This window comes from Microbacterium sp. CCNWLW41 (assembly GCF_037083505.1).
Genome location: NZ_JBAOJP010000001.1, coordinates 1,399,447 through 1,419,886 on the forward strand (window position 1 = coordinate 1,399,447; position 20,440 = coordinate 1,419,886).

Sequence of the window (20,440 nt, forward strand, 5' to 3'; positions counted from 1 at the left end):
GAACAACGATGACCCGCACGCCCCTGTCCACCTCGCTCGACACCTACGAGGTCTGGTTCGTCACCGGCAGCCAGAACCTCTACGGCGAAGAGACCCTGCGCCAGGTCGCGGAGCAGTCCCAGGCCGTGGCCGAGGGTCTGGCCGGCCTCCCGGTCAAGGTCGTGTGGAAGCCGGTTCTGAAGGACTCGGACTCGATCCGCCGCCTCGCCCTCGATGTCAACGCCCGCGACGACGTCATCGGCGTCGTGGCGTGGATGCACACGTTCAGCCCGGCGAAGATGTGGATCGCGGGCCTCGACGCACTCCGCAAGCCGCTGCTGCACCTGCACACGCAGGCGAACGTGGAGCTGCCGTGGGCCGACATCGACTTCGACTTCATGAATCTGAACCAGGCCGCGCACGGCGACCGCGAGTTCGGGTACATCCAGACCCGTCTGGGTGTGGCGCGCAAGACGGTCGTGGGTCACGTCTCCAACCCGGCGGTGCGGCAGGAGGTGGAGGACTGGCAGCGCGCCGCCGCGGGCTGGGCGGCGTCGCGGTCGCTCAAGCTCGCCCGCTTCGGCGACAACATGCGCTACGTCGCCGTGACCGAGGGCGACAAGACCGAGGCGGAGCTGCGGTTCGGTGTGCAGGTGAACACGTGGGGCGTGAACGAGCTCGTCGCCGCGGTGGAGGCCCAGGCCGACGCGGATGTCGACGCGCTGGTGCAGGTCTACCTCGATGAGTACGACGTCGCGGCCGAGCTGCGGCCCGACGGCGACCGCCACCAGTCACTGCGCGACGGCGCCGCTATCGAGCTCGGCCTGCGGTCGTTCCTCGAGGCGGGCGGCTTCGGCGCGTTCACCACGTCGTTCGAGGACCTCGGCGCGCTGAAGCAGCTGCCGGGCCTGGCGGTGCAGCGGCTCATGGCCGAGGGGTACGGGTTCGGCGCCGAGGGCGACTGGAAGACCGCGATCCTGGTCCGGATCGCCAACGTCATGGGCGCGGGGCTCCCCGGCGGGGCGAGTCTGATGGAGGACTACACCTACGACCTCGTCGCCGGAGACGAGAAGATCCTCGGCGCGCACATGCTCGAGGTCTCGCCGTCGCTGACCACCGCGAAGCCGCGTCTCGAGGTGCACGCGCTCGGCATCGGCGGCAAGGACGACCCGGTGCGCCTGGTCTTCACCGCCGACCCCGGCCCCGCGCTCGTCGTCGCGATGAGCGACATGCGCGACCGGTTCCGCCTCGTCGCCAACGTCGTCGAGAACGTCGACGCCCCTGACCTGCCCAAGCTCCCCGTGGGCCGGGCGGTGTGGAAGCCGGCACCGGACTTCGCGACCAGCGCCGCCTGCTGGCTCGCCGCCGGCGCCGCACACCACACCGTGATGACCACCGCGGTCGGCATCGAGGTGTTCCGCGACTTCGCGGACATCGCCGCCACCGAGCTCGTCGTCATCGACGAGGACACCACCGTGCGCGGCTTCCAGCGCGAGCTGCGCTGGAACCAGGCGTACTACCGCCTCGCCCAGGGGCTCTGACCTTCGTAATCCCCGGGTTCGAGCGCCCCGAACCTCGCCGCTACTCTGGTTGGCGGCATCCGCCCCCCTTCCGCAAGGAGCCCACATGGCACGTCCCCCCGCTTCCGGAACCCAGCACGCGCTGCGTGCGGGTGACTACGAGGCCGTCGTCGCGAGCGTCGGTGCGACGCTGCGCTCGCTCACCTACCGGGGCCGCGACCTCGTCGTGCCGTTCGAGGCCGACGAGGTGCGTCCGGCGCATCGAGGTGCGACCCTCGCACCGTGGCCCAACCGCGTGGTCGACGGCACCTACTCGTTCGGCGGCCGCGACTTCCAGCTGCCCCTCACTGAGCCGGCGCGCTCGCACGCGCTGCACGGCCTGGCGACGTGGCTCGACTTCGAGGCCGTCGACAAGGGGCCCGACCACGTGACGCTCGCCGCCGTCATCCAGCCGCAGACGTTCTACCCGTGGCGCCTGGTCATCACGACGACGTTCTCGCTGGGTCCTGACGGCCTCACGCAGTCGGTCACCGCCCACAACGAGAGCGAGCAGCCGGCGCCCTGGGGGACCGGGCCGCACCCGTACCTCGTTGCCGGGGACGGTCGCGTCGACGGCTGGACTCTCGAGCTGCCCGCCGCTCAGGTGCTCGCAGTCACCCCCGACCGCCTCATCCCCACCGGCCTGGTCGCGGTGGACGCCGACGACCCCGAGCGGTTCGACTTCCGCTCGCCGCGGGTCATCGGCTCCGCCGAGATCGACCACGCGTACTCCGGACTGATCCGCGATGCCGACGGCTACGCCACGGTTCGCGTGACGGATGCCGCCGGCTCCGGCGTGCAGATGACGTGGGATGCCACGTGCCCCTGGGTGCAAGTGCACACCGCCGACAAGCCCGACCCGGCGCAGAGCCGTCTCGGGCTCGCCGTCGAGCCGATGACCTGCGCACCGGATGCCTTCAACGCCTCGTCGTACGACTACGACGCCGGTCTCATCGAGATCGAGCCGGCGGCATCCGTCACCGCGTCCTGGCGCATCGCCGCGATCGACTGATCTCTGCCGTGACATGACGAAGGCGGAGCCGGCCCCCCGGGCGGCTCCGCCTTCTTCAGGTGCGGGTCAGTTGTCCCGCAGGTCTTCCTTGATGTCGTTGCGCGTCTTCACCGAGTCTCGCTCGCGCTCGGCTTTGCGAACCTCGGCATCCGCCTTCATCTCGTCGACCTTGTCGCCGATGCGATCTGTCGTGTCTTCGAATCCACGCTTGACCTTTTCGCCGACGGCCTCGGCCGTCTCTTTGGCGTCATCCATGAATCCCATCGGTCACTCCTCTCGAGAGGGATGTGACTCCGACGCTACGTGGGACCCCCGCTTTCAGAGGGGGGCCTTGATTCCCCGGCCCGGGTCCGCTAAAGCGGCAGCGCAGGGGAGTCGACGTCGTCGCCCGCGGCCTCTCGTTCTTCCGGACTCGCGAACGCCCGGCGGACGCTAGCCTTTTCGAGGGAGGTGCGATGGGCAAGACCGCAGAGGCGATCGCCGAAGGGGTGTCCATCGCGTCCGCCGCCGCTCGGCTGGCCATCCGCAACCGGATCCTCGTCGAGACGATCGCACACGACGCGCCGTTCGACGTGGCGACGTTCACGCCGTTCGCCCACGAGACGCTGATCGCGCTGGCCGACGAGCAGGACCAGGCGGCCGCGCTCGTGAGGAGCCAGCGCAAGAAGGCCTGGGGCAAGTTCACCGACCCCGACGGCACGCACGACTACCGCGACCGCGACACCCGCAACCTGCGCCGGAGGGGCCGTCAGTACGCCGGCGTCGCACACGCGCTGCGTCGCATGGCCGACGACCCGCACGTGGTGCGCACGCTCATCGAGCAGTCCCGCGACGCCGCCTGGGGCGACGTCGAGGCCAACCTCCAGCGAAGGCTGCGCGTCGAGGGCATGCGACCAGAGCTCGACCCCGACTACGACCGCATGCGGGCCGCGCGCATGCAGTCGATCCGCCTGGTCGACCTCCCGCGTCTGGCCTCCCACAAGCGCCATCAGGATGCGAAGACGGATGCCGCGCCCTCCGGCCCGACCCCGACTCCCTCTCCGCGCATCTCCGGCATCGACGCCAGCGAGCTCGACTCCTGACGTCAGCGCGACGGCCGGCGAGGGGCGGACACGCCCGGGAATCCGGCATCCTCCCGCCGATTCGCGCCGTGGGTGGCCGTGAGGTATTCTTGACGACGTTGTGCGCTGCTGCGAACGACATGCGCCCGTAGCTCAATGGATAGAGCATCTGACTACGGATCAGAAGGTTAGGGGTTCGAGTCCCTTCGGGCGCGCACTGTGTTGAGACAGTGACCTCGAGAAGAGCGCCGGTTCGCCGGCGCTCTTCTTGTTTCTGCGGTCCATCGCTGGGTTGGCGGCGACGGAGTCAGGATCCGACGATCGAGCGTCGGCGCCGCGCGGTTGATTACTCCGTCGGCGCGAGTGACGGCCACAACGTGGCGACGATGTCTTCCGTGTAACCGTCCGGCGCGAAGTTGGTCCAGTGCGTGGCGACCCAGCCGGTATCCCGGAAGTAGTGCGTCTCTCCCACGGTGGCGTAGAGTTCCCCGTCGACGAAGACGTCCTCCCGGGTCCGGCAGATCGTGCCCTCGGCGTGCTGCTTGCACGTCATCCCGGACTCGACGGCGGCCTGCGCGACTGATGTCGATTGCCCCGAATCCACCATGGTGACGTTGGTCGAGAGTCCGTACTCGGATGCCCCGCCCCAGGTGCACCGGAGAGTCGGGGCCTCTTCGAGTACCTCCCGGCCGGCCGCCAGCTCCGTGGACGGCGTGGTATGCAGGGGATCGTTGAGCGGCGGCGCCGTGGCTGTCAGGTGGGCGAACATCGCGTCGGAGTAGATGTCTGCGCACGCTCCCGGAAGCACCAGGGCGGTCGCCCCATCGTCAGAAGGGGCGGCCGACGAAGAAGGAGTCCCCCTCGGCGGAGGTGGGCTGGATGCGGTCGGCGGGGTGCTGACGGAAGCCTCGGGTGGCGTCGCGCAGGCGGCGAGCGCCACGACGAGGAGCGCCACGCCTGCGAGGGCGGACACGGTGCGCACCGCGTGCCGGTCGATGGTTGCCACGGCGTCTCCCGAAGCTCGAGGGAAGTCCGCGTAGGCCTCGAAGGCATTCGATTGCGCCGCGTCCGCGCCGACCCGCCAGGCGGGGAACGCCCCGACGACCTTCCCGTTTCCCTCGAATGGTTCGGCAGCGGCGGAAGGGATGTCGGTCGACCGCTTGATGATCTCGTTGTCTGCGCTCATACCAAGTAGTGTCCGGATCGGGCCGAGACGGTTCACGATGCATCGTGCCACCGACTGCGGTCGCTCACGAGGGTCCATCGCCGACCCCGGCGATCGTAGGCTGCGGTCCCCTTCGTCCTTGGACATGGCCGGCGACCGCCGTCTGTGACCAGCCCAGGGATCAGATATCCCCGACGTGCCAGGTCGCCCCCAACCACGACGATCCGCATAGTGGACCTCGCGGTCCTCGGCGTTACAGGTGGATGTGGATGCGGTAGAGGCTGGTGGATGCGGTGATGTAAAGCGTCGTACCGTCCTCGCCGCCGAAGCAGACGTTGGACACGATCTCGGGAACGGGGATCGCGCCGACACGGGCACCCTCCGCATCGAAGACGACGACGCCGGTGGCGCTGGATGCCCAGACGCGCCCGCGGGCGTCGACGCGCAGGCCGTCGCACACTCCGTCCTCGATCAGCGCGAAGGTGTCTCCCTGATCGCATGCGCCGTCGTGCACGCGGTAGCGGCGGATGTGGTGGGGGACGCCCGGCTGCGTGGCCCCTGCCGTGTCCGACACGTAGAGGACCGTCTCGTCCGGTGAGAACGCGAGTCCGTTCGGATGCACCATATCGGTGATCACCGGCCGCAGCTCTCCCATCCGCTCGTCGAAGCGGAACACGAAGCATCCTTCGTACTCGGGCGCCGCGGCGTGTCCTTCGTGATCGGAAAGGATGCCGTAGGGCGGATCGGTGAACCAGATCGCGCCGTCCGAAGCGACCACCACGTCGTTCGGCGAATTGAAGCGCACACCGTCCCACCGATCGACGATCGGCGTCACGACCCCGTCGACGTCGCGCTCGATCCGGCGCAGTCCGTGCGAGCACTGCACGACCCGACCCTCGAGATCGAGGGTCCGACCGTTCGTGAACTCGACTCCGGCTCGATACACGTCTACGCCCCCGGTCGCGGCGTCGAACTGCAGGATCCTGTCGTTCGGGATATCGCTCCAGCGCACGGCTCCAGCATCCGGGAGCCAGACCGGTCCCTCGGCCCACGCCATACCGGTGTACAGGCGCTCCAGCTGTGCACCCGGCTGAATCAGAGGCGTGGTCTCGGTCATTCCAGGGTCAACTCTCCCGGGGGCAGGGCGCAGGCTCAAGACGCAGGCTGAGCGAAGTGCAGAAGGAGCAGCTGCGGACGGCCGGAGACCGCGCGCGCCGCGTCAGGTACGTATGCCAACAGGGACCATGGCCACGCCGGCCAGTCGCCGATCTCGGCGCTCGGCCTCGGCAGCGGCGAGTCGTCCCAGTGGAGGGCGGGCTCCTCGACGGCGCGCAGCTCGAGTCCCGCGGCGAGCGCGGCCCGAAGATAGTCGCCGAGGGGATGCCGGAATGCCGGGGCTAGGCGGCGCTCGCCGTCGGGTCCCAGACCCTTGATGCCCGAGCCGATCGTGGTGAGCTCGCGATGCACGTCTGAGATGAGGAGCGCGCCACCCGGGCGCAGCACGCGGGCGAACTCGGCGAACACCGGGCCGAGATCGCTGATGTGGACGAGCGCGAGCGCGCACACGACCACATCGACCGATCGGTCGGCGAGAGGCAGTCGATCGACTGATCCCAGGTGGAAGTCGCCCTCCGGGACACGCTCTCGAGCCAGTTCGAGCATGTCCTGTGACCCGTCGACGCCGATCACGATGTGGCCGAGGTCGGCGAGGATCCGCGCGAATCGGCCTGTGCCGCACGCGGCATCCAGGGCGACGCCACCCTCGCGGTGCGCCAGCCATTCGGTGATGACCGGCTCGTCGATCGCGAAGAGGCCACCGCCCGCATTCGCGTCGTAATCAGATGCTTGCTGCTGATAGGCGACGTCAGCGGCCACGCGCTCCGCGAGCACCCCACGATTCTGGAGTTTCCCGTCGGCGAGCAATCGGCGGATCTCGGCGACCCGGTCTTCGACGAAGGCTTGATCGTGGTCACCGGCCCATGCGTCGAGCAGAGCGGACCCTTCGATGCCGAGCAGATATGCAAGAGGGTCCTGATAGATCACGATCAAGGAGCGTAGCCAGCGCCACGCGCGCAGACCAAGGCACGGCTACTTCCTTCGGGCACCCGTTGAGGGAGATCAACGGCCGCAGCGCACGCATGTCCGTCGGGTAGCACGCATACGTGGCGATCGCCGGTCGAGGGCCGAGCCGGCGAATCCAGGCAGCCTCCCCAGTGCGGAGCGCCCAGGTGCGAGGCCGTTGAGCATTGCGACTGCCACGATCGGCGCCAGGGCCCCTCTTCTTGTTTCTGCTGCAGGTCGCCTCCCTTCTTGTTCCTCATGCCGTCCGGCTGCAGCCATGCGGTCGAGTGGCGGGACCGGGTCAGACGGCCGGTTCCGGCTGCACGACATCCGGGAGTTCGGGGACGAGCACGAGCACGATGTCCTGGACTTTCCAGTCGATCTCGATGCACGCGAGCCGGGCGCTCTCGAGGTGATCCATCGAAGGCGGCTGACCCTCGCGCGGGACGACGAACGCCTCGATGTGGAACACGTGCCCCTCGTCGCGCGTACGGCACCCCGCTTCGGCGACCCACGGCAGTCCGCGAAGGTACTTCTCCACCTCTCGGCCGACCGGGTGCGGCTTCTTGTCGTCGAAGGTGGTCGCGCGCTCATCCATCAGGTCGAGGGTCGCGGCGCGCAGATTGCGGAAGCCGTCGTGGAGGATGCTCCCGGAGATGAAGAGTGCGGCGACGTAGTCGAGCCACCAGAGCCCGATGCCGACGCCGGCGACGCCCACGATGGAACCGGCCGCTGTCATCCAGTCGGCCTTGTTCATGTCGGCGTCGGCGTAGAGCACCTTGTTGTGCAGCTCGCGTGCGAGCTTCAGCTTTGCCCGCCCGATGATGACGGGGGGCACGGCGATGACGGCCATGACGCCGATCATCAGCCACCCGAGCCAGATCACCTGGCCGAACAGCACGACGGTTCCGATCGTCGGGTGCTCGCCGCGGAGGAGCCCCGTACCCGAATCGATGATGAGGAAGGTTCCCATCCCTGTGAGCGCCACCGCGGCCACGAGGTGCCCGACCCCCACCGACCGGTGAAAGCCGTAGGGATGGTCGGGAGTGGGTGGCCTCCGGTTGATCCGTACCGCGATGAGGAAAGCGATCGGAGGGATGAATGACAGCAGGTCTTCGAGCCAGGCGGCCTTCATCGCCTGCGAGTTGCCGAGCACGAGGAACACGAGGATGACACTGACGGCGAGAAAGCCGATCGTGATCCACTCGAGCCGGATGGCCCGATGCAGGACCTGGACCTGCTTCTCAGGCAGCTTGGTCCTGCCGAAGCTGATGCTCATCGCAACCTCGCAGCCTCGTGCGTGAGGAAGGTCTCGAGGCTGGTGAGGAACGCGTTCTCGCCCATCGGGACCAGCATCACGAGCTTGTGCCTCTTCCCGTCCTCGTCGGTGAATTCGCCGTACGGCCTCGTCACGCCCGCTTTGTCCGCCCACGGCGTGGCATCAGTCAGCCCGCCGATCACGAGATCGACATCCTCCCGCTCCAGCGCCCGCACCAGTGCCTCTTCGGAGCCGACCGTCCACTCGATCTCCGCGTCGACCGTCTCGGCGAACGACTCGACAAGCGCAGCCTCTGAGCCGGCCACCGCGTCTCCGGTGACGGAGGTGAAGTCGCCGTTGGGGGACACGCCGACGTTCAGGGTGCCGCCCGACACGCGATCCAGTGTGCCTTGGGGATCCGCGGGAACGGCGGCGCATCCGGTCAGCAGGAGCAGCGATGTCGTCAGCGCCAGGACTCTCCGCATGACATCACGATAGGCGCGCTCCTACGAAGGCCCGGCGAGGCGCAACGAAGGCAGCCCGAACATCTCCCCGTCGACCTCATGATGCGGACGATCCCGGACCGCAGCCGGAAACGACGTCGCGCTGATCCTGAGGCCCCTTCCCTCTGGGCGTGTGCGCCATCATCATGGACCTGTCCGCATCGAGCGATGGAGGTCGAGATGAGCGTGTATCGAGTGATCGATGTCGTCGGCACGAGTGCGTCCTCGTGGGAGGAGGCGGCCCGAGAAGCGATCACTACAGCGTCCGGGTCGCTCCACGACCTGCGCGTGGCGGAGGTCACGAAACAGGACGTCGTGGTCGGCGACGACGGCGCGCTGCTGTTCCGCACCCGGATCCAGCTGTCGTTCAAGTACGTGCCGGAGTAAGCCGGGCGTCACCATCAAGACCCCACGCGCTCACGACCGTGTTCGGTCATCGTGCGCGCTGTCGCGGTGATCCGCCACGTCCGGCTCCGCCCGCAGGAGGTCGGCGGCCTCCTCCTCGGGCCGAGGAGCGATGGTCTCGTCGAGTTCGATCTCCGGGATGTCCGGCTCGCCGGGCCCGGGCACCCGGTGTGCGGGTACGTGCTCATCGTGGACGGACATCGCAGCCCCCTTCGCGGAAGAAACCCAGCGTACGTCGACGCGCCCTGGCGGAGACGGCGCGCGCTACCTCCGCTGCTCGAAGATCCCTGCCGTGATCGGCACCGCGACCGCGCCGCAGACGATCAGCACGCCGAGCACGAACGCCGGTGCCGAGAGGATCGGCAGCGAGAACGAGATCCCCAACAGCACCATCCCGCCGATGAGCAGGATCAGATAGATGACGAACAGCATCGTCCACCTCCAGAGGTCGATTCCCTCCTGAATACTCCCCGATTCGCTCCGGCGCGAGGGGGGTTGCGTGCGGCCTGGCACGTCGCGTACGGGCGGGCCACAATGACGCCATGAGACTCGTGCAGGTCGCGCAGCACGCCGAGGATCTCGAGCGTGCTGCGGCCTTCTACTCCGCACTGCTCGAAGCGCCTGCAACCGCTGTCTTCGATCCGCCCGGGCTCCTCTTCTTCGACCTCGACGGGGTGCGACTCCTGCTCGATCGCGCGGCCCCACCGTCTCTCCTCTACCTCCGCGTCGACGACGTCGACAGGGCACTCGAGCGGCTCGGGGGTCGCGCGGACGTGGTCTCGCCCCCGCACGTCATCTTCACGCACACCGACGACACGCTCGGGCCCGCCGGGCACGACGAGTGGCAGGCCTTCGTGAAGGACTCCGAGGGCAACACGGTGGGGCTCGTCTCGTTCCGGCCTTCGGCGTGAGTCGACAGACTGCCTCGCGGAATCGCCGTGATGCGCGCATCGTGCTCCTATCGACTCGGTAACGCCCTGCAGATCGCACGGGGCGTGCTTTAGCCTGGTGGCGATGAGCGCCTACGTCTCGGCGTTCGAGCTGTTCTCCATCGGCGTAGGACCCTCGAGCTCCCACACGGTCGGCCCCATGCGGGCGGCCCACGACTTCGCCGTGCGGCTGCGCGCCTCCGGTGCGCTGCCCCGCGTGCGGCGGGTCACCTGCACGCTCTACGGCTCGCTCGGCGCGACCGGCATCGGCCACGGCACGCCGGACGCGGTGGTCGCAGGCCTGCAGGGACACGAACCCGAGACGGTGGATCCGGATGCCGTCCGTGCGGCGTGGAGCGGATGGCCCGACGGCGAGACGCTCGCCGTCGCGGGCGTCCACGCCGTGCCGTTCCGGCGCGACGACGTCGTCTTCGCGCCGCGGACCAGGCTGCCCGCGCACCCGAACGCGATGACGCTGGAGGCGTGGGCATCCGCTGACGACGGCCCGGCACGCGCGCTGAGCGGTCCCGGCATCCGCGAGACCGGCGCGTCCGCCGCGACGGTCGAGATCGAGCCGGTGTCCGGTGCCGGCCTCATCGCCCGCGAGACGTACTACTCGGTCGGAGGCGGATTCATCCGCCGCGAGGGTGACCCGTCGACCGGCGCGGGCGCCACTGCGTCAGCGTCTGTGTACCCGATGGATTTCGACAGCGCCGAGCAGCTGCTGGCGCTGTGCGATGAGCGGGGTCTCACGATCGCCGAGGCCGCCCGCCTCAACGAGACGGCGCTTCGCAGCGAGGAGCAGGTCGCCGAGGGGCTGGACGCCATCTGGGATGCGATGGCCGCCTGCGTCGAGGCCGGTCTGCGCGCCGACGGCGTGCTGCCGGGCATGCTGGGCGTGAAGCGGCGTGCCGCTGCCATCCGCGCACAGCTCGAGACGGCGGAAGCGGACGGTCGCCGCGAACTCCCGGGGGAGTGGCTCGGTGCCTTCGCGCTCGCGGTCAACGAGGAGAACGCCGCCGGTGGCCGCGTGGTGACCGCGCCCACGAACGGCGCCGCGGGGATCGTGCCCGCCGTGGCGATGTACTGGTGGCGCTTCCTCGCCGATTCGGGGCTCGGCGCCGGCAACGCGGTCACCCCGTACGGCGAGCTCGTCGGCAGCGCCCTCCTCGGCTACCACGGGCATGCCGCCGCGCCCGAGGCGATCGCCGGGTGGGACGAGCGCGAGGTTGCCGAGGCGAACCGTCGCCGCGGCATCCGTCGGTATCTCCTCACCGCGACGGCGCTCGGCTCTCTCTTCAAGGCGAACGCGTCGATCTCGGGGGCCGAGGGCGGCTGCCAGGCCGAGGTCGGGTCGGCGTGCGCGATGGCCGCCGGCGGGCTCACCGCCGTGATGGGCGGCACCAACCGCCAGATCGAGAACGCGGCCGAGATCGCGATGGAGCACCATCTCGGCCTCACCTGCGACCCGGTCGGCGGGCTGGTGCAGATTCCGTGCATCGAGCGCAACGCGATCGCGGCGTCCACCGCCGTCACTGCGGCGCGGCTCGCGCTGCGCGGTGACGGCTCGCACTACGTCTCGCTCGATGCCGTGGTCGAGACGATGCGGCAGACGGGGATCGACATGTCGCACAAGTACAAGGAGACCAGCGAGGGCGGGCTCGCGGTCAACGTCATCGAGTGCTGACGCGTTCGTTCACGGCGAACAGCGGACCTAGCACTCGCACCCTTCGAGTGCTAATCTGTGATTAGTTGAGTCGACTCGACTCAACTCCAAGAACGAGAGGAGACAACCATGGCTACGTATGACCCGTTCCGTGATCTCGATCGTCTGGCGTCGAGTCTCTTCGACACGCGACGCGGCCCGCGCCGCATGCCGATGGACCTGTACCGCGATGGCGACCACTACGTCCTGACCGCCGATCTGCCGGGCATCGACCCGGGATCCGTCGACATCGACGTGGACGGCCAGCTCTTGACCATCCGCGCCGAGCGCACCCTCCACAGCGGCGAAGACGTCAAGTGGATCACCCGTGAGCGCGAGGCCGCGAGCTTCCTGCGGCAGCTCAACCTCGGCCAGGGGATCGACACCGACAGCATCTCCGCCAGCTACAACAACGGCGTGCTGAGCGTCACGATCCCCGTCAGCGAGAAGGCGAAGCCGCGCAAGGTCGAGGTGATGACCGAGGGGTCGTCGCCCACCATCCAGGCGCACGAGTCCACCTCGGACGCGCCGCAGCCCATCGAGCAGTGACCGGCTGAGCCGCACACGATCGACGGATGCCTCGTCCCCACGCCGGGGACGGGGCATCCCGTCTTTCCGCACGGCCCGGGAGCGAGGCCGCAGCAGCCGGTCCGGGCCCGCTCAGCCTCCGCTGCGGCGGCCGCGGCGGACGCGATCGAGCGTCTCGCCCGCGGCGACTCCGGCGAGCACGACGGAGGCGGCGACGGTGAGCCACAGCGCACCGATCCCGCCCGACGCCAGCGCCACCGCGCCGACGACCAGCAGCGCCGCGATGCCCGCGAGCTGGGCACGCGCCCACCGCTGCTCGAGCACGCGCCGGAAGAGGACGCAGCCGATCAGGAACAGCAGCGGGCCCAGCAGCACGGCGACCGTGGGCGCGAAGCCGGCTGCCCGCGGATGGGCGAGGGCCTCCTTGTCGCCCACGCTCAGCGCGACGATCCCGCCGATGATGGCGAGGTGGATCCAGGTATACGCCGTCCGCGCGAGGCGGCCGGGCTCGTCGGCCGCCTCGATCGCCTCCGAGCCCAAGCGCTCGCCGTGATCGAAGTAGATCCACCAGATGGCGGCCGCGGCGGCGAACGCCGCCGCCATGGCGATGATGGACTCGGCCGATGACTCCTTCGCCACGAAGGCGAACCCGGTGACCAGGAGCCCCTCGCCCAGGGCGATGAGGACGAACAGGGCCGTGCGCTCGGCGATATGGGGCCCGGAGAGGTCCCAGGCGCCGATGAGCACGCGGCCGCGTCCGGGGACGGGGAAGCCGAGGATGGTGCCGAGGAGCTCCACGGCGAGGGCGGCCGCCCAGAGCGGCAGCTGCCACCACAGCGGCAGCAGTGCCCCGGCGATCCACAGGCCCGCGGCCACAGCCGTCCAGACCAGCACCAGCGTGAAGTCGTGCGACACCTGGCGGTCATGGCGACGCGTCGCCCACACGATGAACGCCGTGCGGCCGATCTGCAGCACGACGTAGGCGAGGGCGAATGCCCACGCCCGCTCGCCGAACGCCTCCGCGATCGCCACGCTCATCACCAGGGCCACGAAGGCGAGGCCGATCACCACGCCGCGCACGGGCAGCGCGACGGGGTCGAGCCAGTTCGTGACCCACGTGGTCGAGACCCACGCCCACCACAGGGCGCACACCATGATCACGCCCTCGAGCAGGCCCGCCGGATTCTGGTGCTCGGCGAGATAGCTCGACAGCTGCGTCAGGGCGAACACGAAGACGAGGTCGAAGAAGAGCTCGACATAGGTGACGCGGTCGGCGCGCGGCGAGTCGGTCGGGCGCATCACATCGCGCGCCAGCCCAAAGGTCATGCCTCATCCTGGCACTGCGGCCCTCGTTCACCGGCTCCCGCGGCCGGTGAAATGCCGGCGGCAGCGGGCCTGATAGGACTCGATGCCGCCGATCTGCGCGCGGGTCGGGATCCTGGCGTCACCGGCATCCGCTGCCGAGATCCGCTGATGGAATGCGGCGTCCTCCCCGCACACGGCGCACACCGCGGTCAGCTTGATCACGTCCTCGGCGATCGCCATCAGCGACGGGAGGGGCTCGAAGGGCTCCCCGTCGAACGTGACGCACAGGCCCGACACCACGACGTCCACGCCGTCGGCGACCAGCCCGTCCACGGCGCCGACGAGCTCGGGGCCGAAGAACTGCGCCTCGTCGACGGCGACGAGATCCAGGTCCCTGCCGCGCACGGCGGACACGAGCCCGGCGACGTCGGCGACCGGCCTCGACGCCACGCTGAGTCCCGAATGGGAGCTGACCTGACCCTCGCCGCGCCGATCGTCGAGCGCATGGCTGAGCACCTCGACCGACAGTCCGGCGATGCGCGCGCGGCGGACCCGCCGCAGCAGCTCCTCGGACTTGCCGGCGAACATCGGACCGGCCACCACCTGCAGCCTGGCCTGGTTGCGTGTGTGCATGGCGCCCACCCTACGGCCGCCCATCACCGGACGCGGTGCCCGGACTCCGGGCCTGCGTCTCCGGACCTCTTGACGGCGTGCCGCCGCGGGGTCACTGTTCACACGTGATGAATATGCCTGCAGCGGATGCCGTCACGGTGCGCGGGCTGCACGTGAGGCGCGGCACCACCGAGGTCTTCAGGGACCTTCATCTCGAAGTTCCGCGTGGAGAGATCACGGGCCTTCTGGGACCGTCCGGCTGCGGCAAGACCACACTGATGCGCGCGATCGTGGGCGTGCAGAAGGTCGAGGGCGGCACCGTCACCGTGCTGGGGGAGCCGGCCGGATCGGCGGCGCTGCGCCGGCGGGTGTCGTACGACACGCAGGCGGCGTCGGTCTACGGCGACCTCACCATCCGGCAGAACATGCGGTACTTCGCCCGGCTCGTCGGCGCCCACCGCTCGGACGTCGACCGCGTCATCGAGCAGGTCGGGCTCGCCGACCAGCGCGACCAGACCATCGACTCCCTCAGCGGCGGCCAGGAGACGCGGGTCTCGCTCGGTGTGGCGATGCTCGGCGCGCCGGAGCTCCTCGTGCTGGACGAGCCGACGGTGGGCCTGGACCCGCTGCTGCGCGCCGAGCTCTGGGACGTCTTCCGCGCACTCGCCGACGCAGGGGCGACGCTCATCGTGTCGAGTCACGTCATGGACGAGGCGCTGCGGTGCGACCGGCTGGTGCTGATGAGGGCAGGGCGCATCATCGCCGACACGACCCCCGGCGGTCTGCTCGCCGACACCGGAGAGACGGATCCGGATGCCGCGTTCCTCGCGCTCGTCCAGCAGGACGCGCTGCGGCGGGCGCAGGACACCCCGGCCGACGCCCACGAAGGCCACGCCCTGACCCGCCGTGAGGCACGCCGGAACGCGGACGCGCCCGGGCGACGCGCGAAGGACGGGGGTGCGCCGTGAACGGCACCCTGACCGTCGCGACCGCCGGCCGCGTGCTGCGGCAGCTGAGCCACGACCCGCGCTCGATCGCGCTGATGCTCGTCGCCCCGAGCCTGCTGGTCGGGCTGTTCGCGTGGCTGTTCAGCGATCTGGACGGCGTCTTCGACCAGTTCGGGGGGCCCATCCTGGCGCTCTTCCCGTTCATCGTCATGTTCCTCATCACCTCGATCACGACCCTCCGTGAGCGCAGGTCGGGCACACTCGAGCGCCTGATGACGACCCCGATCCGCAAGACCGACTTCATCCTGGGGTACGGCCTCGCCTTCGGGCTGATGGCGACCCTGCAGGCGATCGTCACCGTCACCTTCGCGGTGTGGGTGTGCGGGCTCGACGTCGACGGACCGCTCTGGCAGCTCGGCCTCGTGGCCGTCGTCGACGCGATCCTGGGCAGCGCGCTCGGACTGTTCGCGAGCGCGTTCGCGCGGACGGAGTTCCAGGCGGTGCAGTTCATGCCGCTGATCGTGTTCCCGCAGATCATCCTCGGCGGACTGTTCATGCCGCGCGAGGACATGCCCGACGCGCTGTACCAGATCTCGAAGGTGCTGCCGCTGAGCTATGCGATCGACACGATCAACGCGGTGACGGCCGGAGACGAGGGATGGGACGTGTTCGGGCCACTCCTCGTCGTGGTCGCGTTCGCCGTCGGTTCGCTCATCCTGGCGTCCCTCACGCTCCGCCGTCGCACACCGTGACGGACCGGCCCGCGGCTCAGCAGCTGGGCTGCTTCTTGCGCAGCTTGGCCGTGAGGTCGCGCAGCTGAGCCAGCTCGTCGTCCGAGAGCAGCGACATCCGCTCGGCGATCGCACGTCCGTGCGCGCTCGCGATCCGGCGGAACAGCGACGCACCGGCATCCGTCGCGGTGACGAGCGCTCCGCGGCCGTCGTCGGGATCCGCGCACTTCGTGAGCAGCCCGCGCGTCACCATGCGGTCGACCAGCCGCGAGACGCTGGGCTGGCTGATGAGCATGTTCGCCGTCACGTCGCGCAGGCGCGCGGTCATGTCGGCGGCTCGGGTGACCGTGAGCAGGACGTCGTACTCGGCCTGGCTCAGGCTGTCGTCGTGGAAGTCGTCGTTGATGTCGCCGAACACCTCGTGCTGCGCGCGGAAGAGACTCTCCCAGGCGTCGATGGCGAGGCGGCGATCGGTCATAGCGTCCAGATTAGAGCCTCGGGTCGACCCTAGGCTGGCCCCATGGGGACTTCTGCTGCCGTGCCTTCGCGCGCACGGCGACTCGGGATCGCCGGCCTCGCGCTCGCCGTGTTCGCCGGTCTGCTGCTCGCGCTCGCCATGCCGGTACCGGCGCACGCCGGCGTCGACGACTTCTCGTTCGACAGCCTCGACGTCGAGTACCAGCTCGGCCGCACAGGCGACGGCACCAGCACGCTCACCGTCGTCGAGACCTTCGTCGCCCGGTTCCCCGACATCGACCAGAACCGGGGGATGCGCCGCATCATCCCGGACTCGTATCAAGGGGCACCACTGAACCCGCAGCTCGTGTCGATCACCGACGAGAGCGGCGCCGAGCGGGCGGCGGAGACGGAGTCCGAGGACGGGTTCTACATCATGACGTCCCGAGCCGACGGCTACGTGCACGGCGTCCAGACGTACGTCTTCACCTACACGCTCGAGAACGTCACGCGGTACTTCGCCGACACCGGCGCGGACGAGTTCTACTGGGACGTCAACGGCACCGCGTGGCCGCAGCCGTTCGGTCGCGTGACGGCGCGCGTGACGATGCCCGACGAGCTCGCCGCCGCGCGCACCGGCGCACAGGCGTGCTACTTCGGGCAGCAGGGCGACGACCAGACGTGCCCCATCCGCGACGACGCAGGCGCGGTCGTGGCATCCGTCGAGGGTCTTCAGCCGTACCAGACCATGACGATCGCGATCGGGTTCGAACCCGACACGTTCACCGAGTTCGATTCCTCGTACTTCGCGTCGCCGTGGGGCTGGCTGCAGGCCGGCGTCGCGCTGGTGGGCCTCGGGAGCGCGCTCGCGCTCGCGGCGGTCGCGCGCGTCCGTCACCTGCGCGACGATCCGGGGCGACCCGTGATCATCGCCGAGTACACGCCGCCGCGCGGGATCGACGCGCTCGAGAGCGCCGTGCTGCTGGGCCGCACGACCAAGGCGATCCCGGCCGAGGTGCTCGAGCAGGCGGTGGTCGGCAGCATCCGCATCGAGGAGGGTCCCCCGAAGTGGTTCGGCGGCACGCGGCTGAAGGCCGTGCTGGTGAACCCCGCGCTCGCGGACGGGGATGGACGGATGCTGCTGCCCGGCCTCTTCCCCAGTGGCGTGCCGGGGGAGGAGTTCGAGTTCGGCCGCACCGACACGCGGTTCTCCACCACCGCACAGAAGGTGCTCAAGGCGGCCGCCTTGGAGCTCGGGACGCGCGGCCTGCGACGTGCGGTGCCGCTCAAGGCCCGGGTGTGGCCGATCGTCATCGCGATCGGCTCGGCGGTGCTGGTGCTCCTGTTCGGCCTCGGCGCACTCGCCGCCTTCGTGAATCCGTTGTGGCCGATCATGCTGATCATCGCCGCCGCGTTCGTCGCGATCATCGTCGGGGCGATGGTCGCGCGCAGGCCGCTCACCGCCGCCGGGGCCGAGGCGCGCGACCACCTCGGGGGGCTGAAGCAGTTCATCGAATGGGCAGAGGCCGACCGCATCCGCATGCTGCAGTCGCCGCAGGGCGCGGAGCGGGTTGCGGTCGACATCTCCGATCCGCGTGTGAAGCTCAAGCTCTACGAGACCCTCCTGCCGTACGCGGTCGTGTTCGGGCAGGAGAAGGAGTGGTCGAAGGAGCTCGCGGTCCTCTACGGCGAGGGCAACTCGCCGACCTGGTACGCGGGCACCTCGGGCTTCAACGCCGCGGCGTTCTCGGCGGGCATCTCGACCCTCTCCGCCTCGGCCGCGTCTTCGTCGTCCTCCGGCGGCTCGTCCGGCGGCGGGTCCGCCGGCGGCGGCGGGGGCGGCGGCGGTGGCGGCGGAGTGTGACCCGCATCAACGCTGCTTCAAGGCATTGATCCGGGTCGCCCTTGAGATCTCGATACGGCGCTGGCGCGCCTACTCGATCTTGCCCCGACCCGCATCAACGCTCCTTCGTCGCATTGATCCGGGTCGCGGCAAGAGTAAGGGCCGGTCGGAGAGGCTACCGACCGGCCCTTGTCCCTTGCACCAAGAGTGTCCTGCAATCACATGTCGGCAGCTGCCACAGCAAAACAGTTACCGTGCAAGCACTCTATAACGACCAGGTAACGGTGGCAAGCATTCGTCGTTATGTTTTCGTGATGGATCGCGGCCAGCGGTGGGAGGAGGTGTCCGCACAGGGTGAGGGCCGGTCGGAGAGGCTACCGACCGGCCCTTGTCCCTTGCACCAAGAGTGTCCTGCAATCACATGCCGGCAGCTGCCACAGCAAAACAACTACCGTGCAAGCACTCTATAACGACGAGGTAACAGAGGGAAGCTTTCGCCGTTATCTCCTTGTGATGAATTCGCTGAGAGTGCGGGCCGCGCGTCCAGCCGAGCCGAGCGACGCGGCCCTTGACCACGGCGTCGGGATGTGTACAGTGTGAACATACGCATCCGCACACTCGGAGGTTCCGATGCCGAGCACGACCGACCACGCTCTTCCGCCCGTCGTCGACGCCGAGTCGTGGCGCCGAGAACTCGCCGAGCTCCGTGTCCGCGAGAAGGCAGCCACTCGTGAACTCGACGCCATCGCCGCGCAGCGGCGGCGCCTGCCGATGGTGGAGCTGCCGGACTACATGCTCGTCGGGAAGGACGGGCCGGTGCGGCTCGTCGACGTCTTCGACGGCAGGACGCAGCTGATCACGTACCACCACATGTGGTTCGAGGGGAAGGAATGGCACTGCCCCGGCTGCACCGGGTACACCTCGCAGTTCACCCGGCTGGAGTTCCTCGAGCCGTACGATGCGCGCTTCGTGATCGTCACGACGGGGCCGATCGACGAGGCGCTGGCCTACAAGGAGAGGACGGGGAACCGGATGGAGTGGTTCTCGACGGCGGACAGCCCGTTCGGCGCCGACATGGATGCGCCGGCCGGCGGCGGGTTCGCGGTGAACGTCTTCCTCCGCGACGGCGACACGGTGTACCGCACGTGGCACACCGACGGCCGCGGCACCGAGCAGCTGAGCCATACCTTCCCGCTCATCGATCTCCTCCCGTTCGGACGGCAGGAGTCCTGGCAGGACTCTCCGGAGGGCTGGCCGCGATCGGACACGTTCGACGGCTGGCTCAGCTCGCAGCAGGTGGCAGAGCTCTACGGAGCCGGCTCGGCCCGTCGCGACTGAGCCTCAAGACGAGGATGCCGCACCCCGCGACTGCGGCCGGGGTGCGGCATCCGTCATCCGAGCGCGCCGATCAGCGCGCGCCGGTCAGTACCAGTCCGTGGCCTGGCTGTGTCCCCACGCGGCGCACGGTGTGCCGTAGGCGCGCTTGATGTAATCCAGGCCCCACGCGATCTGCGTCGTCGCGTTGGTCTGCCAGTCGGAGCCGAAGCTGGCCATCTTGTCGCCCGGGAGCGACTGGGGGATGCCCGTCGCGCCGCTCGAGCCGTTGTAGGCCTGATAGTTCCAGTCGGACTCCTTGTCCCACAGCGAGTCGAGGCACGAGAACTCGCCGTCGCCCCAGCCGTACTGCGACGCCGCCATCTGGCGGGCCGTGGCCTTCGCGCCGTCGACGGTGTTGGCGGCGGCCAGCGCGGCCGCGGCGGCAGCGGCCGCCTCCGCCTGGCGCTGCGCCTCGGCGGCGGCAGCAGCGGCGGCTGCGGCGGCAGCCTCTTCGGCGGCCTTCTTCTCCTTGGCCGCGTCGAGGTGCCCGCGCAGGTCGGCGACGCGCTCCTGCACCTCGGCGGTGACGGCCGTGGCGTCGGCGGCGAGACCGGGGATGAGCAGCATGGGCACGACGTCGAGCTTCGAGAGGCGCTCGGCGGCATCGTGCAGCGCCGACGTCTCGATCGTGGTGTCCTCGACGCCGATGTCGAGACCCGAGGCCTCGATGTCGGCCGTGAGGGCATCGGCCTCGGTCTGCGCGACGCGAGCGGCCAGGAGCGTGCCCTGGGCTTCGACGCGGATGTCGCGGAGGGTCTCCGCGGCGGCATCCGGCGCGGCGGCGGTGGCGATCGCGGTGGCGGCCAGCGGGGCGGCGGCCGCGAGGGCGGGGGAGGCGAGCGTGAGGCCCGCGGTCAGGATGATGCCGAAGGCGGTGCCGGTGGCGACGGCCGGGCCGAAGAGTCGGTGACGGCGGCGGAGGGAGCGACGGGAGGGAGCAGGCGACTGGTCTGTATGCATGGGGAACGTAACGAATCTCTCGGGTATCGCGCCGCGGGTACCGG

Annotated in this window: 23 protein-coding genes and 1 tRNA gene; 12 read left to right on the plus strand and 12 right to left on the minus strand. The window is 69.6% G+C overall.

Annotated features, from left to right (window positions below):
• Positions 1-8: 8 nt before the first annotated feature.
• Positions 9-1,520: an L-arabinose isomerase gene (gene araA / locus V6R91_RS06100; protein ID WP_336394689.1), complete on the plus strand. Its 1,512-nt coding sequence runs from the start codon at positions 9-11 to the stop codon at positions 1,518-1,520.
• Positions 1,521-1,605: 85 nt separating this feature from the next.
• Positions 1,606-2,550: an aldose 1-epimerase family protein gene (locus V6R91_RS06105; protein ID WP_336394690.1), complete on the plus strand. Its 945-nt coding sequence runs from the start codon at positions 1,606-1,608 to the stop codon at positions 2,548-2,550.
• A gap of 66 nt (positions 2,551-2,616) precedes the next feature.
• On the opposite strand, the gene V6R91_RS06110 is transcribed toward V6R91_RS06105, so the two are convergent.
• Entirely contained in the window at positions 2,617-2,814 is a 198-nt protein-coding gene (locus V6R91_RS06110; RefSeq protein ID WP_336394691.1) for a hypothetical protein, read from the minus strand.
• A gap of 191 nt (positions 2,815-3,005) precedes the next feature.
• Between V6R91_RS06110 and V6R91_RS06115 the strand changes: the two genes are divergently transcribed.
• Together V6R91_RS06115 and V6R91_RS06120 are read left to right on the plus strand one after the other, a co-directional pair.
• Entirely contained in the window at positions 3,006-3,632 is a 627-nt protein-coding gene (locus V6R91_RS06115) for an asparagine synthase (RefSeq protein WP_336394692.1), read from the plus strand.
• A 121-nt stretch (positions 3,633-3,753) separates the two neighbouring features.
• Positions 3,754-3,826 (plus strand) — tRNA-Arg (locus V6R91_RS06120).
• Between the two features lie 131 nt (positions 3,827-3,957).
• Here V6R91_RS06120 and V6R91_RS06125 read toward each other — a convergent pair.
• The 5 genes from V6R91_RS06125 to V6R91_RS06145 all read right to left on the minus strand — a co-directional run bounded on the left by V6R91_RS06125 (position 3,958) and on the right by V6R91_RS06145 (position 8,580).
• A complete protein-coding gene (locus V6R91_RS06125) occupies positions 3,958-4,797 on the minus strand; it encodes a hypothetical protein (RefSeq protein WP_336394693.1) in 840 nt (279 codons plus the stop codon).
• Positions 4,798-5,029: 232 nt separating this feature from the next.
• Positions 5,030-5,932, minus strand: a complete 903-nt coding sequence (locus tag V6R91_RS06130) for an SMP-30/gluconolactonase/LRE family protein (RefSeq protein ID WP_336394694.1) — start codon at positions 5,930-5,932, stop codon at positions 5,030-5,032.
• Positions 5,929-6,819 carry a class I SAM-dependent methyltransferase gene (locus V6R91_RS06135; RefSeq protein WP_336394695.1) on the minus strand — a complete coding sequence of 297 codons (891 nt, stop codon included), beginning with the start codon at positions 6,817-6,819 and terminating at the stop codon, positions 5,929-5,931. Before V6R91_RS06135 ends, V6R91_RS06130 begins: the two co-directional genes overlap by 4 nt.
• Before the next feature lie 319 nt (positions 6,820-7,138).
• Entirely contained in the window at positions 7,139-8,116 is a 978-nt protein-coding gene (locus tag V6R91_RS06140) for a cation diffusion facilitator family transporter (protein WP_336394696.1), read from the minus strand.
• Positions 8,113-8,580 carry a hypothetical protein gene (locus V6R91_RS06145; RefSeq protein ID WP_336394697.1) on the minus strand — a complete coding sequence of 156 codons (468 nt, stop codon included), beginning with the start codon at positions 8,578-8,580 and terminating at the stop codon, positions 8,113-8,115. Before V6R91_RS06145 ends, V6R91_RS06140 begins: the two co-directional genes overlap by 4 nt.
• Before the next feature lie 198 nt (positions 8,581-8,778).
• On the opposite strand from V6R91_RS06145, the gene V6R91_RS06150 reads away from it, so the two are divergent.
• Entirely contained in the window at positions 8,779-8,985 is a 207-nt protein-coding gene (locus V6R91_RS06150) for a dodecin family protein (protein ID WP_194396520.1), read from the plus strand.
• A 30-nt stretch (positions 8,986-9,015) separates the two neighbouring features.
• On the opposite strand, the gene V6R91_RS06155 is transcribed toward V6R91_RS06150, so the two are convergent.
• Complete coding sequence (locus V6R91_RS06155; RefSeq protein WP_336394698.1) at positions 9,016-9,204, minus strand: hypothetical protein; 189 nt, start codon at positions 9,202-9,204, stop codon at positions 9,016-9,018.
• A gap of 63 nt (positions 9,205-9,267) precedes the next feature.
• Positions 9,268-9,435: a hypothetical protein gene (locus V6R91_RS06160; protein WP_336394699.1), complete on the minus strand. Its 168-nt coding sequence runs from the start codon at positions 9,433-9,435 to the stop codon at positions 9,268-9,270.
• A 110-nt stretch (positions 9,436-9,545) separates the two neighbouring features.
• Between V6R91_RS06160 and V6R91_RS06165 the strand changes: the two genes are divergently transcribed.
• From V6R91_RS06165 to V6R91_RS06175, 3 genes are all read left to right on the plus strand, one after another.
• On the plus strand, positions 9,546-9,914 hold the full coding sequence (locus V6R91_RS06165; RefSeq protein ID WP_336394700.1) for a VOC family protein: 369 nt from the start codon (positions 9,546-9,548) through the stop codon (positions 9,912-9,914).
• Between the two features lie 103 nt (positions 9,915-10,017).
• On the plus strand, positions 10,018-11,619 hold the full coding sequence (locus tag V6R91_RS06170; protein ID WP_336394701.1) for an L-serine ammonia-lyase, iron-sulfur-dependent, subunit alpha: 1,602 nt from the start codon (positions 10,018-10,020) through the stop codon (positions 11,617-11,619).
• A gap of 108 nt (positions 11,620-11,727) precedes the next feature.
• Entirely contained in the window at positions 11,728-12,186 is a 459-nt protein-coding gene (locus V6R91_RS06175) for an Hsp20/alpha crystallin family protein (protein ID WP_336394702.1), read from the plus strand.
• Between the two features lie 111 nt (positions 12,187-12,297).
• Here the strand turns inward: V6R91_RS06175 and V6R91_RS06180 are convergent, their stop codons facing one another.
• Positions 12,298-13,491: a low temperature requirement protein A gene (locus V6R91_RS06180; RefSeq protein ID WP_336394703.1), complete on the minus strand. Its 1,194-nt coding sequence runs from the start codon at positions 13,489-13,491 to the stop codon at positions 12,298-12,300.
• 27 nt (positions 13,492-13,518) lie between these two features.
• Positions 13,519-14,103: a thymidine kinase gene (locus V6R91_RS06185; protein WP_336394704.1), complete on the minus strand. Its 585-nt coding sequence runs from the start codon at positions 14,101-14,103 to the stop codon at positions 13,519-13,521.
• 113 nt (positions 14,104-14,216) lie between these two features.
• On the opposite strand from V6R91_RS06185, the gene V6R91_RS06190 reads away from it, so the two are divergent.
• Together V6R91_RS06190 and V6R91_RS06195 are read left to right on the plus strand one after the other, a co-directional pair.
• Positions 14,217-15,050, plus strand: a complete 834-nt coding sequence (locus tag V6R91_RS06190) for an ABC transporter ATP-binding protein (protein WP_442928106.1) — start codon at positions 14,217-14,219, stop codon at positions 15,048-15,050.
• The gene (locus V6R91_RS06195) at positions 15,047-15,781 is read left to right on the plus strand and encodes an ABC transporter permease (RefSeq protein ID WP_336394705.1); all 735 of its coding nucleotides are present in this window, start codon (positions 15,047-15,049) and stop codon (positions 15,779-15,781) included. Before V6R91_RS06190 ends, V6R91_RS06195 begins: the two co-directional genes overlap by 4 nt.
• 16 nt (positions 15,782-15,797) lie before the next feature.
• Here V6R91_RS06195 and V6R91_RS06200 read toward each other — a convergent pair whose 3' ends face one another.
• Positions 15,798-16,238: a MarR family winged helix-turn-helix transcriptional regulator gene (locus V6R91_RS06200; protein WP_336394706.1), complete on the minus strand. Its 441-nt coding sequence runs from the start codon at positions 16,236-16,238 to the stop codon at positions 15,798-15,800.
• A gap of 42 nt (positions 16,239-16,280) precedes the next feature.
• Between V6R91_RS06200 and V6R91_RS06205 the strand changes: the two genes are divergently transcribed.
• Positions 16,281-18,080 carry a DUF2207 domain-containing protein gene (locus V6R91_RS06205; protein ID WP_336394707.1) on the plus strand — a complete coding sequence of 600 codons (1,800 nt, stop codon included), beginning with the start codon at positions 16,281-16,283 and terminating at the stop codon, positions 18,078-18,080.
• A 609-nt stretch (positions 18,081-18,689) separates the two neighbouring features.
• Entirely contained in the window at positions 18,690-19,397 is a 708-nt protein-coding gene (locus V6R91_RS06210) for a DUF899 domain-containing protein (protein WP_336394708.1), read from the plus strand.
• Positions 19,398-19,481: 84 nt separating this feature from the next.
• Here V6R91_RS06210 and V6R91_RS06215 read toward each other — a convergent pair whose 3' ends face one another.
• A complete protein-coding gene (locus tag V6R91_RS06215) occupies positions 19,482-20,396 on the minus strand; it encodes a phospholipase (protein ID WP_336394709.1) in 915 nt (304 codons plus the stop codon).
• Positions 20,397-20,440: the final 44 nt, after the last annotated feature.